At 43.2% G+C, this 14,657-nt stretch carries 14 protein-coding genes and 1 pseudogene; 3 read left to right on the plus strand and 12 right to left on the minus strand.

From position 1 onward, the window contains the following. Positions 1-15: 15 nt before the first annotated feature. The gene (locus tag ACFQ2J_RS16275) at positions 16-477 is read left to right on the plus strand and encodes a DUF4367 domain-containing protein (protein WP_386062987.1); all 462 of its coding nucleotides are present in this window, start codon (positions 16-18) and stop codon (positions 475-477) included. A gap of 36 nt (positions 478-513) precedes the next feature. Here the strand turns inward: ACFQ2J_RS16275 and ACFQ2J_RS16280 are convergent, their stop codons facing one another. The 6 genes from ACFQ2J_RS16280 to ACFQ2J_RS16305 form a co-directional block, all read right to left on the minus strand. Beyond that, a complete protein-coding gene (locus tag ACFQ2J_RS16280) occupies positions 514-1,362 on the minus strand; it encodes a YitT family protein (protein ID WP_386062990.1) in 849 nt (282 codons plus the stop codon). Between the two features lie 237 nt (positions 1,363-1,599). After that, positions 1,600-3,474 carry an ATP-binding protein gene (locus tag ACFQ2J_RS16285; RefSeq protein ID WP_386062993.1) on the minus strand — a complete coding sequence of 625 codons (1,875 nt, stop codon included), beginning with the start codon at positions 3,472-3,474 and terminating at the stop codon, positions 1,600-1,602. A 292-nt stretch (positions 3,475-3,766) separates the two neighbouring features. Further along, the gene (locus ACFQ2J_RS16290) at positions 3,767-4,639 is read right to left on the minus strand and encodes a DNA-3-methyladenine glycosylase family protein (RefSeq protein WP_386062996.1); all 873 of its coding nucleotides are present in this window, start codon (positions 4,637-4,639) and stop codon (positions 3,767-3,769) included. A 344-nt stretch (positions 4,640-4,983) separates the two neighbouring features. Beyond that, positions 4,984-5,742: a delta-lactam-biosynthetic de-N-acetylase gene (gene pdaA, locus ACFQ2J_RS16295; RefSeq protein WP_386064000.1), complete on the minus strand. Its 759-nt coding sequence runs from the start codon at positions 5,740-5,742 to the stop codon at positions 4,984-4,986. A 164-nt stretch (positions 5,743-5,906) separates the two neighbouring features. Next, positions 5,907-7,211: a Na+/H+ antiporter family protein gene (locus tag ACFQ2J_RS16300; protein WP_386062999.1), complete on the minus strand. Its 1,305-nt coding sequence runs from the start codon at positions 7,209-7,211 to the stop codon at positions 5,907-5,909. A gap of 195 nt (positions 7,212-7,406) precedes the next feature. Then, entirely contained in the window at positions 7,407-7,553 is a 147-nt protein-coding gene (locus ACFQ2J_RS16305) for an SE1561 family protein (protein ID WP_386063002.1), read from the minus strand. Positions 7,554-7,697: 144 nt separating this feature from the next. On the opposite strand from ACFQ2J_RS16305, the gene ACFQ2J_RS16310 reads away from it, so the two are divergent. Beyond that, positions 7,698-8,564, plus strand: a complete 867-nt coding sequence (locus ACFQ2J_RS16310) for a mechanosensitive ion channel family protein (RefSeq protein ID WP_386063005.1) — start codon at positions 7,698-7,700, stop codon at positions 8,562-8,564. A gap of 13 nt (positions 8,565-8,577) precedes the next feature. Here the strand turns inward: ACFQ2J_RS16310 and ACFQ2J_RS16315 are convergent, their stop codons facing one another. Together ACFQ2J_RS16315 and ACFQ2J_RS16320 are read right to left on the minus strand one after the other, a co-directional pair. Then, entirely contained in the window at positions 8,578-9,369 is a 792-nt protein-coding gene (locus tag ACFQ2J_RS16315; protein ID WP_386063008.1) for a YfkD family protein, read from the minus strand. 193 nt (positions 9,370-9,562) lie between these two features. Then, entirely contained in the window at positions 9,563-9,955 is a 393-nt protein-coding gene (locus ACFQ2J_RS16320; protein WP_386063011.1) for an OsmC family protein, read from the minus strand. Positions 9,956-10,129: 174 nt separating this feature from the next. Between ACFQ2J_RS16320 and ACFQ2J_RS16325 the strand changes: the two genes are divergently transcribed. Further along, positions 10,130-11,299, plus strand: a complete 1,170-nt coding sequence (locus ACFQ2J_RS16325) for an MFS transporter (protein WP_386063013.1) — start codon at positions 10,130-10,132, stop codon at positions 11,297-11,299. A 34-nt stretch (positions 11,300-11,333) separates the two neighbouring features. Here the strand turns inward: ACFQ2J_RS16325 and ACFQ2J_RS16330 are convergent, their stop codons facing one another. The 4 genes and pseudogenes from ACFQ2J_RS16330 to ACFQ2J_RS16345 form a co-directional block, all read right to left on the minus strand. Next, positions 11,334-12,455, minus strand: a complete 1,122-nt coding sequence (locus ACFQ2J_RS16330) for a metal ABC transporter solute-binding protein, Zn/Mn family (RefSeq protein WP_386063015.1) — start codon at positions 12,453-12,455, stop codon at positions 11,334-11,336. Between the two features lie 127 nt (positions 12,456-12,582). Continuing rightward, on the minus strand, positions 12,583-12,993 hold the full coding sequence (locus ACFQ2J_RS16335; RefSeq protein ID WP_386063018.1) for a Fur family transcriptional regulator: 411 nt from the start codon (positions 12,991-12,993) through the stop codon (positions 12,583-12,585). Continuing rightward, positions 12,990-13,847, minus strand: a pseudogene (locus ACFQ2J_RS16340) (metal ABC transporter permease). Before ACFQ2J_RS16340 ends, ACFQ2J_RS16335 begins: the two are co-directional and overlap by 4 nt. Continuing rightward, complete coding sequence (locus ACFQ2J_RS16345) at positions 13,844-14,629, minus strand: metal ABC transporter ATP-binding protein (RefSeq protein ID WP_386063021.1); 786 nt, start codon at positions 14,627-14,629, stop codon at positions 13,844-13,846. The pseudogene ACFQ2J_RS16340 and the gene ACFQ2J_RS16345 overlap by 4 nt, the downstream one beginning before the upstream one ends. Positions 14,630-14,657 lie beyond the last annotated feature (28 nt).

Consider the following 14,657-nt stretch of genomic DNA (forward strand, 5'->3'; position numbering starts at 1 on the left):
CAGAGGAGGATGTTGATGCGCAAGTACATAGGTGCAATGATCATGATGAGTATTCTAGTAACAGGTTGTTCAGGTCGAATCCCAGAGCTTGAGGAATTCAATCCGACATCCCTGAAGCAGGAAATTCAGCACGTCAACTTCCAAATGCAGCTCCCACATAAACTCCCGTTCGATGTCTCCAGCTTCGAAGTCTATCATTCTCCCCTCTCCCTCCCCATGATCGAAATCGTGTTCATTGGCGAGGAGGAAAACCGACTCTCACTAATGATCATGGATGCAGAAGTTGCTTCTATAAACACGGATAAGTACGAAGGGATAAAAATTGGAAACAAGACCGGGTCCTATATCGAATCCGATGATGGTAAAACACTCATTTGGTCATCTGAAGGTGTCAGCTATGAACTCCAATTGTTGGATGGAGATCATGATTATTCGAAAGCACACTTGATTGCAGTCGCAGAAAGTTTCTTTCCATAGAAAAAGGTGTGCCACATTCGGCACACCTTTCTCACATTAAGCTAATCGTTTAAAATTTTGCCCTAATATTTCATTCATCGAATGGACAGTGATGAATGCTGTTTGATCGACAGCGGAAATATATTTCTTCAATCGTGTGAAATCTTTCCGGCCCAATATCGTTGTAATAACTTCCTTATCTTCATAATTAAAAGCGCCGCGTGCAGTGTGGATCGTCGCTCCCTTACCGAGCTGCTCTACAATAAAACTGCGCACTTCATCGCTTTCTTTACTGATGATGACGATCTCTTTATTATCATCGAACTGCTGAAGTGCATAATCAATGACTATTCCATTCAGAATGACACCAAAGAATGCATACATCCCGACGGTCGGTCCAAACAGGAAGATCGAAGATGCAGCGATGGCAATGTCTGAGAACAGGACCCCTTTGCCGACATCGATCGAGAAGTACTTGTTCAGGATCATTGCCAGTATGTCCGTACCTCCTGTAGATGCACCCTGGTGGAATACAAGCGCCATTCCTGACGCCGCAATGATCTGACCGATGATCAGCTGGATCAGGATGTCATCACTCAATGCCTGTTCCATCGGAGCATACACTTCAAGTCCCCAAACCATGAAGGACAAAGCAAAGCTTGCATAGATCGTTTTCGCTCCAAATTGAAATCCAAGGAAAATAAGTCCGACTACAAATAATATGATATTCAATATGATCATGATGATACCAAGCGATAATCCTGGTACCACTTTATCTAAGACGATCGAGAGCCCACTGACACCTCCAGTGGCAAGATCATTTGGTGAAAGAAAGAAATGCACATTGGTCGCTACGGCAAACGCTCCTAAATTCATCAGCAAAAAAGACCAGACTTTTTTCAGCATCAGAAAGCCCCCTTACGTAAAAATGTTAATGCGTGTTTTTACGACAAATAATTCGTCACAATCGGGTATTATAAATACGCTTAGCACGTTTGTAAACAGTTTTGTTCAAAAAAATATTAACTTTTAAAATGGAAGCGTTTTACCTTTATACAGATACGGAATGGCATAAAAAGTGGGCAAATAAAGTCCATAGAAAAAATCCCCATAACTTGGTATGGGGATTACTGATCTAACCTCTTATTTACAGGCAGAAGGTAATAGTACAGTCACTTCCGTTCCTTCGCCTACTTTGCTGTTATATTGGATGTCACCATTCAAATCACTGACCATTTTCTTTGTAACCATGATTCCTAAACCAGTACCGTCTTCTTTAGTAGTGAAGAAGGGTTCGCCAAGGCGATTAAGCTGCTCTTCCGATAGCCCTTTGCCGTCATCCTGTATGCGTATGGAAGCTTGATGTCCCTCACATTTGACCAGGATATCGAGTGTTCCATTTTCAGCGACAGCTTCCAACCCATTTTTTATAACATTGATTAGTATCTGCTTGAGCCGTTTGGGATCAGTTTGAAGGTGCTTATTTTCCATATCGAAACGGGTATGGACATTCAATTTCCTGTCTTCTATCTGCGTACTGAACAATTCAAGAATGTAAGATATCGTATTCTCGATATTCACATCCTCTAATTCAATCGAGTTTTCCGGCTTAGCCAGCAGCATAAAGTCACAAACGATCGCTTCCATCCGGTTGATCTCATTAATCATGATTTCATAATAGGTCTCAATCTTATCAGGGTTGGCCATGCCAAGTTGCATGAATCCTTTTAACGCTGTGAGAGGGTTTTTTATTTCATGCGCAATTCCTGCTGAAATCTGGGTAATGGCGGATAACTGCTCGGATTTTCGTATGATCGATTCCATTTCCTTGGAGTCGGTTATGTCTTCATGAATGCCCACCACATAATGTTTTTCACCGTCACGGACAGGAAAGCCATGTGTACGGATCCACTTTTCCTCTCCCTCAGGGGTCGTTACTTTGAACTCGATCTGGCGTTCCTCTTCCACCATTTTGGAAAAAGCGGATTTGACCTTTGTGTATGTTTCATTATCTACAAGATCTTTCCAAATGTCTGCACGCATCATCTGATTTCGATTCTCTACTCCGAAAACCTCTCTGAAAGCATTACTCATATAAATGACATTCGACATTTTTTCGTCGCAAATCCAGAAGACATCTTTAATATTATTTGCAAGCAGGGAAAAACGTTTCTCCGACTCTTGCAATGCTTTCAAATACATTTTTTTCTTCGTGATATCCTGCATGAACACCGTCAGTCCATCATCGGTTGGGTAAGCGGTTACTTTTGCCTGAATTCCACTTCGCAGAATCGGAGCATCGAACGTCACCGTCTGCTTCGTTTCGAAGGCAAGATAAAAATGCTGGTAAAAAGCCGAGTATTCCGATACTGGATACAGGTCCCACAGCTTCGTCTTGTAGTGTTCCTTCAAGCTTCTTCCCATGATGTCATCCATTACTGGGTTTGTGTAAATGATTTCCCATTCTTTATTCAGGATACCGAGACCATGCGGAAAGCTTTCAGCCATATCTTTCATACGTCGGTGCATTTCAAATGCCCTCGCATTAAGCTTCTCTGTAGTTTTAGGGGAGGAATGCCAGTGAGGGGGGTACCCTTTCCCAAGATCAGTAAGGTCTCCGGATAGCTCATTTTTCCCCATATCGATATGTTTAGTTTCATCTAGATCGGCAGGTTTCATGATGACAGCTATAAGATTATTCGACAATCTTACAAAGGTACAGTTCATCCATTGATGTTGTTGGTTATGAAAGATTCGTGCTTTGATCTCTGAAGTTTGTTGCACATGATTAACAGAAAGGGTATGTCTGACACCTAGCTGATCATACACATAAAATAAATCGACCCAGGTATCCAACGAAATCTCTGGCTTCATATGCGTAACATCCTGCATATGACGATTGCAACGGACCTTCTCCATGGCTGGATAAATGATACACGCATTGACGCCACTGATTTCTGTCAGAGTCAATACATCGTCTTCAGTGATACTTTCCAGAACACTCTCACTCAACATCATTGGAAAACCTCTCCTCATCTTAATAGGACTACCATCTTGAATAGTTTCCAAAATTCACGATGCAGGTATAATTATAACGAAGTTTTCCAAGATTTTGAACGCTAATTTACATAATTGTTGCAAAAAAGGAAATATGAACCTGTTTTTCAATAGGGATTATGGATGCTTTTGTCGAATAAAATACTGCATAATTATAACGTTTCTAAGTATAAATGGATTTTTTCGACAAAACTTGCAAATGATTAATAGGTAATTATACTCATTTTTATTCCGGAATTAAGATAGGCGGTTATCAGTTGCTTTCAATGCTTCTCCACAAAGTGAGGGAGGCATAACTTCGATATGGTGACCATGTTTCACTTCGATCCGCTATTTCCTGGATCGATGGTTTTTCATCCTTTTCCCAGTAAAATTTCAATGCATTCTGGATGCCGATATCCGCTTTTGGAAGAAGATCCTCCCTACCAAGGCCGAACATCATCCAGTTCTCTACCGTCCAAGGACCAACCCCTCTCAGCTTGACCATTCGATTCATGATGGTATCATTCGGCTGTTCTGCTAGTTCTTCCAGGTTCAGTTCTCCTTCTGCAATCATCCTGGATGTATCGATGACATATTCCGCTTTCCTCTGACTGAATTGCATTTCCCTCAGGGCTTCATATGGTAGTTCAGCCACTCTTTCAGGGGTGGGGTAGAACCAGATTCCATCCTTTTCTTCCCCGAAACTCTGGACAAACCGTGTAGTAAGGGTAATCGCGAATTTCATATTCAGCTGCTGATGGATGATCGTTTTCATCAGGCAATCGTACAAATGAAAATCTTTGACGATCGGGGTACCAGGATGTGCCAGGAACAATTGCTTCAAGTTGGTATCCAGAAAATGCTTGTGGACTGCTTCAAGATCGCGGTCCCATTGAAACAGTTTGAATACTTCATCAAGCAACGCCTGCTTTTTCTCAAAGCTGTCACCAATGATTTCAAAGCTCGGTTCCTGTGTTGTTCCTGTAGCTTGGATTCGCACGATATGCTTCTCCTCTCCGAGCTTTACAGGGACATCCACCCATCTTTCTTCGCGATCCAGCCTTGTCAAGGGATCGAGTGAAAACCGCATCAATGTATAATCAAAATCATAAAAACTTTTTGCTTCGACATTTTCTTTCCACATATGCCTCACCTCTTTTCGACTAGTATAGCAATAAATGGTACCTCCTTTACACTTTGGTTTTGTAAAATCTCATCATTGCGATTTCAAGATAATTAGGTGATGTTGCGGAATAATTGGATAAGGCGGCTGGGAAACTACCCGCTTTCCTGTGGGGGAGCTGGCGAGCCTCCTCGGTCGTTTCACTTCCTGCGGGGTCTCGCCTAGGCCCCTTTTCTGGATCTCCTATTACCTTGCTCTGAAACAATCCATACTTATTTCAAACTTGAGTCTTCAGAAAACGAAAGTTAAATTTGTTTAAATTAAAAAACACTACGCAACCTGATAGGTGTGTAGTGTTTTTCATTTTAAAATTGATAAATTCCTTTTGGCAGCATGCGTTTCATCATCAAATGATCAAGGCTTTTGAATTCATACCCTTCTTTTCTCATCCCGTCAATCATCCGCTCGAGTGCTTCTGCATTATCTTTGGACACTGTATGAAGGAGAATGACTGCGCCTGGATGCACTTGGTCCATCACACTTCGATAGGCGTACTGCCACCCCTTCTGTTGATTTGTATTCCAATCAACAAAAGCGATTGACCAGAACGCATGGATATACCCCATTTCCCTTGTCCACTCCAATGTATTTGCATTGAAAGTGCCGCGCGGAGGACGCATGTAGAGCATCTCCTCCTGGTCCGTCAAATCAGCGACAGCCTGCTCGACACGGTCCAACTCCTCCTTCATTTTCTGCCTTGATACTTCTGTAAAATCAGGGTGATGCCAGGAATGGTTTCCAACAATGTGTCCCTCATCCACCATCCGCTTCACTAAATCCTCAGCACTCTTAATATAATGACCGGTAATAAAGAAAGTCGCTGGTACTTTCTTTTCTTTTAAAACGTCAAGTACTGATGCGGTGTAGCCTTCCTCATAACCATTGTCGAAAGTAAGATAGACTTCTTTATCACCAGATGGGTCCACATAAAATCCATCATATTTCTGGATGAGCGGTCCATACATCCCCACATCCGGCGGTTGGTCTCCATTGCTCTTTTTATATCCCCAGCCAAAGGCATCCGCTTTCACAGGTAGGATGAGCAGACAGAGCAGACTGATCATTAATATCGTCCATTTTCTCGGCAAACGTCTCACCTTCTTTTTTCTTAGTTTGCAGCAGAGAGGACGAAATATGTCATTAATTGCATTAGAAAAACTTGGTTTGTAGCTAAAGTTAAACTTTCTTAAAGAAAAAATCCTGGACATTACGTCCAGGATTCGCTCGTTTATAATACCATGGCTGCAATCCAGCCGAAAATGAACAACGGAATGTTGTAATGAAGGAAAGTAGGTACACAAGTATCCCAAATGTGATTATGCTTTCCGTCTGCATTCAATCCGGAGGTCGGTCCAAGTGTACTATCTGATGCCGGGGAACCAGCATCTCCAAGCGCTCCGGCTGTACCGATCAACGCAGCAGTCGCCATTGGTGAGAAGCCAGCAGCTGCACATATTGGTACGAAAAGTGCTGCTAAAATCGGTACGGTACCGAATGAAGATCCGATTCCCATCGTGACAACCAAGCCTACCAGCAATAAGATGAAGGCAATCAATGCTTGATTTTCCCCTATCATCGATGAACTTGCATCCACCAATTGATCGATTGATCCAGTCTGCTGCAGGACATTTGCATATCCAGCCGCAATCAGCATGACAAATGCAATCGTCCCCATCATCCCGATACCTTCCGTGACCACTTTATCTCCACTGGAATACGGAACAATCAAGAAGATGAACATCAATACAAGACCAGTCAGCGCTCCAAGTACAAGACTTTCCGTAAATAATTGGACTGCCAATGCACCGATAATCGCTACAATGGTAAGGGAATGTTTCCAATTGAACGTCACTTCAGGAATATCACTGATATCAAAGCTGTCGTGATCGACCTGTCCTACCGTCTCACGTTTTCCACGGTAGGTGAAAAATACAGCAATCAGCAATCCGACGACCATTCCAGATCCAGGGATGAGCAAGGATAACGCGATCGAGTCGATTCCAAGACTCACTCCACTGCTTTTCATTGCATCCTGGATTGTCTCATGGAAAGCAAGTCCGAATCCGGCCGGTATCATGATATAAGGTGCTTTCAGACCGAAAGTAAGTGCTGTGGCTACCCCACGTCGATCGATTTTCATTTTATCGAACAGCTTCAGTAATGGCGGAATCAGAATAGGGATGAATGCGATATGAACCGGAATTACGTTCTGAGATAAGGATGCCACTCCGGCAATGACCAGCAGCATGATGACCCTCTTATCCTTCAACGCACGAATCAAGTAATTCACAAGCAAATTGGTTATGCCTGAATACCGGATTCCTACTGCAAATGCTCCTAATAGAATATAACTTAATGCTACGCTCGCCTGATTACCCATTCCATCAACGAGGTAGGTCAATGAGTCTGACAAAGATTCTCCAGCCAATAACCCTGCTGATAATGCCGCAGCAATGATTGCAATGATGACATTGACACGCAGTAGGCTGAGAACCGTCATGACCAGAACAGATAGGATAACTGCCCACGCCATAGTACATTCTCCTTTCCATTTATAAAACAAATAATTCATCTCATTAGTTCGTTAACGATTTACCATGATAAAGCATGTTTTTATAAAAATCAACCCTCATCGATTATAAAATTCCTGTAAATCTTTACATATAGATTACCCATTTCTTCATAATAAAAAGCCGCCCCTTCATTCAGGGACGGCTTCCTCATCGATTTACATCTTTTTCTCCAGGTCTTCGAGCATTTCGATCAGCTGATCAATATCTTCGACAGATGTTTCTTCCGGGTCCATCGTTTCAATGCGATTCATGAACGCAGCCAATCTCAATTTCAGATCCTGTAATTTATCTTGTTGGGACATGCATAAGCTCCTTCATAGTTTCATTAGTAAAGGCTGACACCATCATCCATCATAGTAGAAATCCTATGATTTGTCCACGGGGCATGAAAACGGTCGATTCATGCTATAATAGGTAAGGAATTGTATTCCAGGAGGATAGGTACTATGGAAATTTTCGGTTTTGACCTGGCAATCATTACAGAGACAAAGCTTTTTAAGATCATACTAATCGCAATCATCACACTAATCGCAGTCTTTCTGTTGCGAAGAGTCATCCGTTCCTTCTTCAAACGGACAGACTTCATCGAAGAACGGAAAGAGAAAACACTGGAATCCATGTTGAACTCCATCATCAGCTATACAGCTACATTCGGGTTCATCATTTTTATACTTAATATCATTTTTGAAATAAAGGTTGCGAACGTACTGGCCGGTGCCGGTGTGCTCGGTGTCATCATCGGAATCGGAGCCCAGAGCCTTATCAAGGATTTCTTCGCGGGTATCTTTTTCTTATATGAGAAGCAGCTTCATAAGGGTGATTTCATTACAGTCAATGGTAAATTCCATGGTACTGTGGCGGACATAGGCTTACGCTTCCTGAAAGTACGCCAATGGAGTGGCAAGCTGCTTACCATCAGTAATGGTCAAATCACTACGATTGAGAATTACAACTTCGAACATATGCGGGTGATTGAACACGTCACGACGAACTTCCATGAGGATCCGAAAAAAATGTTCGAACTATTAAAAGGTGCTTGTGAACGAATGAATGAAGAACTCGAGCCTTATCTGAAGAAAGACCTGACCGATAAACCCATCGAACCGTTCCAACTGTATGGGATGGGTTCGCTGAATGATAACTATCGAGGGTATCAATATACAGTAACCGGCCTGGTCGAGGATCTTGTCTACTGGACAGCGGCGAAAGAAACACGCAGAATCCTGGCGGAGACCCTTTATGAACATAATATCCAGATGCCTGAACAGCGTATCGAAATGAAATCCGCTTCTCCTGACCGTATGTCAGAGTAAGCGGATTGTTTTTTTATTTGATGTGGAAGGAATAGGATACATGATCCTGAATCGGAATCCATGCGCCGATCCCCTGCTTTTTAACGTTTTTAACGATCAGTTGTTTCTTCGATCCCTTCAGCCTCATATAGACTTCTCCGAAAGCAACCGTCCCTTTTTCATTGACTGCAGGTGCATATGCAAGCAGGATGCCGCTTTTGTTGACTGGTACCGCATAGGTGTTATTTTGTTTCGTTCCTTCACCGATGACGGTATGGAAGGATAAAGGAAGTTTCGTATTATTCTGCGCTTCTAGCAGAATCATCTTCTTTACCTGGTCAGGATGGTCGATCTTGGCTGTAAGTCCGCCTTTGATATGCTTTTCTTCCTTCTGCACATAACTCATGCGTTCAGGGGCTTGACCGCCGTGGTTACCAACCTGATTGGTGTTCACTTCCTGGTACTCCCAATTGATACTCGTTTCTGTCGATTGATAATTCAATGGCCATCTGCCAAGGAATATTTCTCCACGATAACCGATTGCAAGCGGTGAGGGCTTCAATGTACTTTCATTCAGCAGCTCCATCAGCTGGGGGTTGGTGATTTTGACCTCCGAGTCTTTGATCAGTTCTCTTGTCAGCTCACTCGGCTCCAATACAACCTGGTCTTCAGTCGAGTTAGGATACGTATTGTCTTTCGAGATATTGAGAACGTGACTTGGGAGCGCGCCTTTTTCTTCTTTCTTTTCAGCATTGATCTGTTCTACTTGGAAGAAAGCGAAGATTACGATTAGTGCGATGATCGGTCCGATCCATCTGTGCATCATGGGGACCACCTTTCTTTTTTTGTTTATCTTTTGAAAAGCAGTGGGTTCTTATACACAGATCAAGTAGCTTTGAATAAATTGGATGGCGCTTGAGATTGGAGTTTGTTTTCTGAAGAGGCCGTAAGTGGAAAACAAAGTCATTAAAATAAAAAACCGGACAACCTTAAAATGTTGTCCGGTTTTTCCAGTTTACTTATCTGCTTAATTCAAGGCACTCTATAGTTTCTTCGACCTTGATGCTATCTTTCACGGACTGCACCATGGAACAGTTATTGCGTGCAACTTCGAGGTTCTTCTGAAGCTTATCCTGATTCAGGTGGTGCCCTTTAATTACATAATGAATATGAATTTCTTCGATTCTGTTCGCCTGATCTGGATTTCGTTTCACATCCGCAGTGACTTTCATATCTTCGTAGTCGACCCGCTGCTTGTCCAGGATTTTACGATACACACCTACACTGCACCCGACGATGGATGAGACCATTAGCTGATACGGACGGAAGCCGTATGTTTCGTCGCCTGAAATGTTCAACTGACCAAACTCAAAAGAGGTGCGTACACCATTTTCCTTCAAATAAAAATCCATGAAAACCACTCCTTCTTTAGAATCAAAAACTACATCCATTTACTTATATAATAACCTAAAAAAGCACTGGAATAACCACTAAAATAAGCTAGAATGGTGGATAACGGTTAATATAGCATATAACCTGAGGACGGACCAGAATTTTGTCCGTCAGTAACGAAAGGAGGACCTTTGATGGTTTCACCAACTACACGTTTCTGGATATTGATTGCGATGGTTACGATATCCGGTTTTTCACAAGGTATGCTGATGCCTTTACTGGCAGTAGTCCTGGAGCAGAAGGGGATCTCTTCCTCCATCAATGGTATCCATGCCACAGGGCTTTACATAGGTGTTTTAGTAGCTTCACCATTCATGGAGAAGCCGATGCAGAAGCTCGGGTATAAACCGATCATCCTAATCGGGGGTGCTTTGGTTTTCACGTCCATGACGCTGTTTCCTTTTTGGCAATCATTATGGTTCTGGTTCATGCTGCGTATAACGATCGGGATTGGCGACCATATGCTGCACTTCGGCACCCAGACATGGATTACGTCGACGGCCCCACTAGAAAAACGAGGCCGGCAAATCGCATATTATGGTTTATTCTTCAGCATCGGATTTGCGATCGGGCCTTTGATGACACCACTCTTGTCGGTTCATTTCTACCTGCCCTTCCTACTGTCTGCTTTGTTGAGCGTATTGGTTTGGGCGACGATGTTCAGGGTAAGAAACCAGATGCCTGGGTCGGATACGAGTACGACACATATGACCAGTTCCATCGGACGCTTCGGAAAAGCACTCAGGCTGTCCTGGGTTGCATTCCTGCCACCGATGACATACGGCTTCCTTGAAGCTACGTTACACGGTATTTTCCCCGTATATGGTATGCGGTCAGGGATTAACGTCAACACCCTTGCCCTGATCATCCCGTGCTTCGCTGCCGGAAGTCTGCTCTCCCAGATTCCACTAGGTATTCTTAGTGATAAAATCGGGAGAAAACCAGTGATTTCAACCGTAGTAGGAGCAGGTGCACTGGTATTTATATGTGCCGCGTTCTTTGAGACCAGTGCATTAGCATTATTCATCCTTTTCGCACTTGGAGGAATCTGTGTCGGTTCGCTTTATTCGCTAGGAATCACGTATATGACAGATTTACTTCCCCAGAACCTGCTTCCAGCAGGAAATATCATGTGCGGAATCGCATTCAGTCTGGGGAGTATCGCCGGACCTTTTCTAAGCGGTACATTCATTGATCTGTTTCCTGGTATTTCCTTCTTCTACGTGATCGTCGCATTGTTAGTACTGGTCTTCATGGCCACTATTTTAAAACGCGAACCGTCCCAGTCAGTCATGGGAACATAAAAAAGAGCATGGGTGGACGTCCATGCTCTTGCAATTATTCACCTAATGCCTCTTTTAAAACGTTCAGGTTCTTTCGCATCAAGCTGAAATAATCCTCTTCCGCTTCAATCTCAGCATCTGTCAGCACAGAAAGGTTGTGGATCCGCAAAGCATCTCCATCAATTTCCTTTTGGATCAACTCAGCAATCTTCGGTGTGACATTCTGTTCGAACATGACATGCTTCAATCCATGTTCTTCAGCAGCATCTATGATTTTCTCCAAGTCTTTCTGTGAAGGCTCATCGCTCGGACTCAATCCGGACACCGCGATTTGCTCGATTCCATATGCCTCTTCCCAATAGCCATACGCGGCATGAGAGACAATGATCTTGTTCTTTTTCTGAGCTTCCAGCGTCGTGTGGAAGTCTTCATCCAATGCTTGCAAATCAGTCTTCAGCTTCTCGAAATTCGCCTCGAAAGTTTCCTTCTCTTCAGGCTTAAGTTCGACCAGCTGTTCCTTGATATTTTCAGCAAGCTGAATTGATTTCATCGGGTCAAGCCATACGTGAGGGTCTTCTCCGTCATGGTCGTGGCCGGCATGGTCATCCGCATTCTCATCCGCATGCGTATCCTCTTCATGATCATGACCTTCTTCTTCGCCATGATCATCTTCACCATGCGCTTCTTCTTCGTGTTCATGACCTTCTTCGCCGTGATCATCTTCACCATGTGTTTCTTCTTCTTCGTGTTCATGACCTTCTTCATCGTGGTTTTCGCCTTCCCCATCTTCAAGGTTATGAGTATGGTGTTTTAAGTCGATGCCCTCCGCAGCTTCCAGTATCTTTACATCTTCTGTTTCAATCGACTCTGCAATTTTTCCAGCGTATGCTTCCATACCTGCACCGTTCATGATGAAGGCATCCGCTTCAGCAAGTTCGATCATCTGCTTCGTATCTGGTTCGTAATTGTGTGCATCCGCTCCAGGAGGCAATATGGATTCCACATCGACATGGCGACCTCCGATTTTTTCAGCGAAATCCTGCAATGGATAAACTGTCGTATAAATTTTCAACACGCCGTCCTGTTCACTACTTGATGAAGCCGTTTCCTCCCCACAAGCAGCCAAAAACATCGTAAATATCAATAAGATTGCAAGAATCATAGATTTATTTTTCAATTATTTCTCCCCCCAATTCCACTCTAAAAAGGATTATATCGTAATGGTTACGTTTTGTAAATAGTATTGATTACGTTTTATCAAATTCATAAAAACAGCGCCCCTTTGTTCAAGAGGCGCCCTTCCTTCATTGGCATTGAGGGCATCTTCCGTATACTTCAAATTTATGACTCGCAACATCATAACCACTAAGACTGCTTTCGATCGTTTCCATCGGACAAAAATCCACTGCTTTTGTTTTTCCGCAGTCCGTACAAATGAAGTGATGATGATGACCGTGTGCATCACAGTGAAATCGGAAATGCTTTTCCCCTTCCAACTCCGTGGCCTCGAGTATAGATTCATCCGCTAGAAGGTAAAGGTTACGATAGACTGTGTCAAAGCTTACACTAGGAAAATCTTTTTGCAGCTCCTTCAAAATGTCCTTTGCTGCAATATATTGGTCCTGCTTTGAGAATATCTCCAGGATGCGCTCACGCTGCTTCGTATGCTTATAGCCTCTTTCCTTCATGGTACGTATCGCTTTTTCCAAGTTCATATTGCCTCACCCTTTAACGAAAATTGACCAGAAACTTTCTTATACAGGATACTGAAAATCAAGACAACAATGGCGGTAACTACAATCGTCCCACCAGGCGGAACGCTCAAATGGTAAGAAGAAAACAAACCGATAATGACGGAAAATTCTCCGAATAAAATTGATAAACCGATTGTCTGTTTAAAGCTTTTCGCAATCCGCAACGCAGCTGCTACAGGTAACGTCATCATGGCGGACACAAGCAGGATTCCGACAATCTGCATCGCTGACGCAATCACAAGCGCAACCATCACGATAAAGATGAAATGGATGATTTTCGCGTTGACTCCTGAAATCGATGCGTGATCTTCATCGAAAGACAGCACGAAAAGTTCCTTATAAAACAAGCTTACGATAATCAGAACTAAAATTGAAATGATCAATACGGTGTACATATTAGAGCGGCTTACTGCAGTAACACTGCCGAATAAATAGCTGAATAAATCTGTGTTGAAACCATCCGCAAGTGAAATAAGAATGACTCCAAGACCGATTCCCCCGGACAAGATGATCGGAATCGCAAGCTCTTCATAATGTTTGTAGACTTTACGCAGCTTCTCGATCAGTACCGCTCCTACAACCGAAAAAGCCATCCCCATTTAGACAGGATTCCAATCGTTGATACCTGTGACCTTTTTTTCAAGCAGGAGACTGGCCGCAATTCCCGTAAGTGTAATATGCGACAAGGCATCCGCAATCAATGATAGCCTTCGTACAACGATGAAAACACCTAATAGAGGAGCGACGAAGCCGATCATTAATCCAGCTAGGGCAGCATTCTGGAGAAATTCGTATTTTAATAAGCTTTCAATCATGACCGGTCACCTTCCTCATGTGCATGGTTATGGCTCAACTGCTGGACAGGATGACCATAAAGCTGATTCAAGTCTTCATCTGAAAATTCCTTGTACTCATCTGAATGACCATGGAAATGGATCGTTTTGTTCATACAGACGACATGACTGGCATGCTCTGTGATCGTTCCGATATCGTGCGTCACCATCAACAGGGTGATCCCCTTATCCTTGTTCAGCTTCCGAAGCAACTGATAAAAGTCAGATACGTGTTTCGCATCGACCCCAACAGTCGGCTCATCCAGAATAAGAAAAGAAGGTTCACTTACAAGTGCTCGAGCAATGAACACTCGCTGTTGTTGCCCCCCAGATAATTCACCGATCGGATGATGAAGGAACTTTTCCATTTCGACTGTTTTCAATGCTTCAATCGCTTTTTCTTTGTCTTTTTTAGTGAAAAAGCGGAACATGCCTGTTTTTGAAACCAGACCCATCTTTACCACTTCCAGTACAGTGGCTGGAAATCCGGAATTGAAGCTGTTTGCTTTCTGGGAAACAAATCCGATGTTTTCCCATTGCCTGAAGTGCTTGATCGGTTTATCAAACAGACGGATCTCTCCTCTGGTCGGCTTCAACAGTCCAAGCATCAGCTTGATCAATGTCGACTTGCCGGATCCATTCGGACCAACCAGCCCGAGGAACTGTCCTGGCTTTATTGTCATCGTGATATCCTTGACGACAATTTCTTTATCATATTTAAAAGACACCTGATTCATTTCTAAAATATTTTTAGTAGTACTCATCGCTATCCCTCACACTATCGTGTTGTTT

This window comes from Thalassobacillus hwangdonensis (assembly GCF_042675915.1).
GTDB classification, from domain to species: Bacteria; Bacillota; Bacilli; order Bacillales; family Halobacillaceae; genus Thalassobacillus_A; species Thalassobacillus_A hwangdonensis.

What these genes read in the sequence shown, in the direction of transcription:
- ACFQ2J_RS16275 (WP_386062987.1), top strand. Translation starts at nt 16, where the DNA reads ATGCGCAAGTACATAGGTGCAATGATCATGATGAGTATTCTAGTAACA.
- ACFQ2J_RS16280 (WP_386062990.1), bottom strand. Translation starts at nt 1,362, where the DNA reads ATGCTGAAAAAAGTCTGGTCTTTTTTGCTGATGAATTTAGGAGCGTTT.
- ACFQ2J_RS16285 (WP_386062993.1), bottom strand. Translation starts at nt 3,474, where the DNA reads ATGATGTTGAGTGAGAGTGTTCTGGAAAGTATCACTGAAGACGATGTA.
- ACFQ2J_RS16290 (WP_386062996.1), bottom strand. Translation starts at nt 4,639, where the DNA reads ATGTGGAAAGAAAATGTCGAAGCAAAAAGTTTTTATGATTTTGATTAT.
- pdaA (WP_386064000.1), bottom strand. Translation starts at nt 5,742, where the DNA reads ATGATCAGTCTGCTCTGTCTGCTCATCCTACCTGTGAAAGCGGATGCC.
- ACFQ2J_RS16300 (WP_386062999.1), bottom strand. Translation starts at nt 7,211, where the DNA reads ATGGCGTGGGCAGTTATCCTATCTGTTCTGGTCATGACGGTTCTCAGC.
- ACFQ2J_RS16305 (WP_386063002.1), bottom strand. Translation starts at nt 7,553, where the DNA reads ATGTCCCAACAAGATAAATTACAGGATCTGAAATTGAGATTGGCTGCG.
- ACFQ2J_RS16310 (WP_386063005.1), top strand. Translation starts at nt 7,698, where the DNA reads ATGGAAATTTTCGGTTTTGACCTGGCAATCATTACAGAGACAAAGCTT.
- ACFQ2J_RS16315 (WP_386063008.1), bottom strand. Translation starts at nt 9,369, where the DNA reads ATGATGCACAGATGGATCGGACCGATCATCGCACTAATCGTAATCTTC.
- ACFQ2J_RS16320 (WP_386063011.1), bottom strand. Translation starts at nt 9,955, where the DNA reads ATGGATTTTTATTTGAAGGAAAATGGTGTACGCACCTCTTTTGAGTTT.
- ACFQ2J_RS16325 (WP_386063013.1), top strand. Translation starts at nt 10,130, where the DNA reads ATGGTTTCACCAACTACACGTTTCTGGATATTGATTGCGATGGTTACG.
- ACFQ2J_RS16335 (WP_386063018.1), bottom strand. Translation starts at nt 12,993, where the DNA reads ATGAACTTGGAAAAAGCGATACGTACCATGAAGGAAAGAGGCTATAAG.
- ACFQ2J_RS16345 (WP_386063021.1), bottom strand. Translation starts at nt 14,629, where the DNA reads ATGAGTACTACTAAAAATATTTTAGAAATGAATCAGGTGTCTTTTAAA.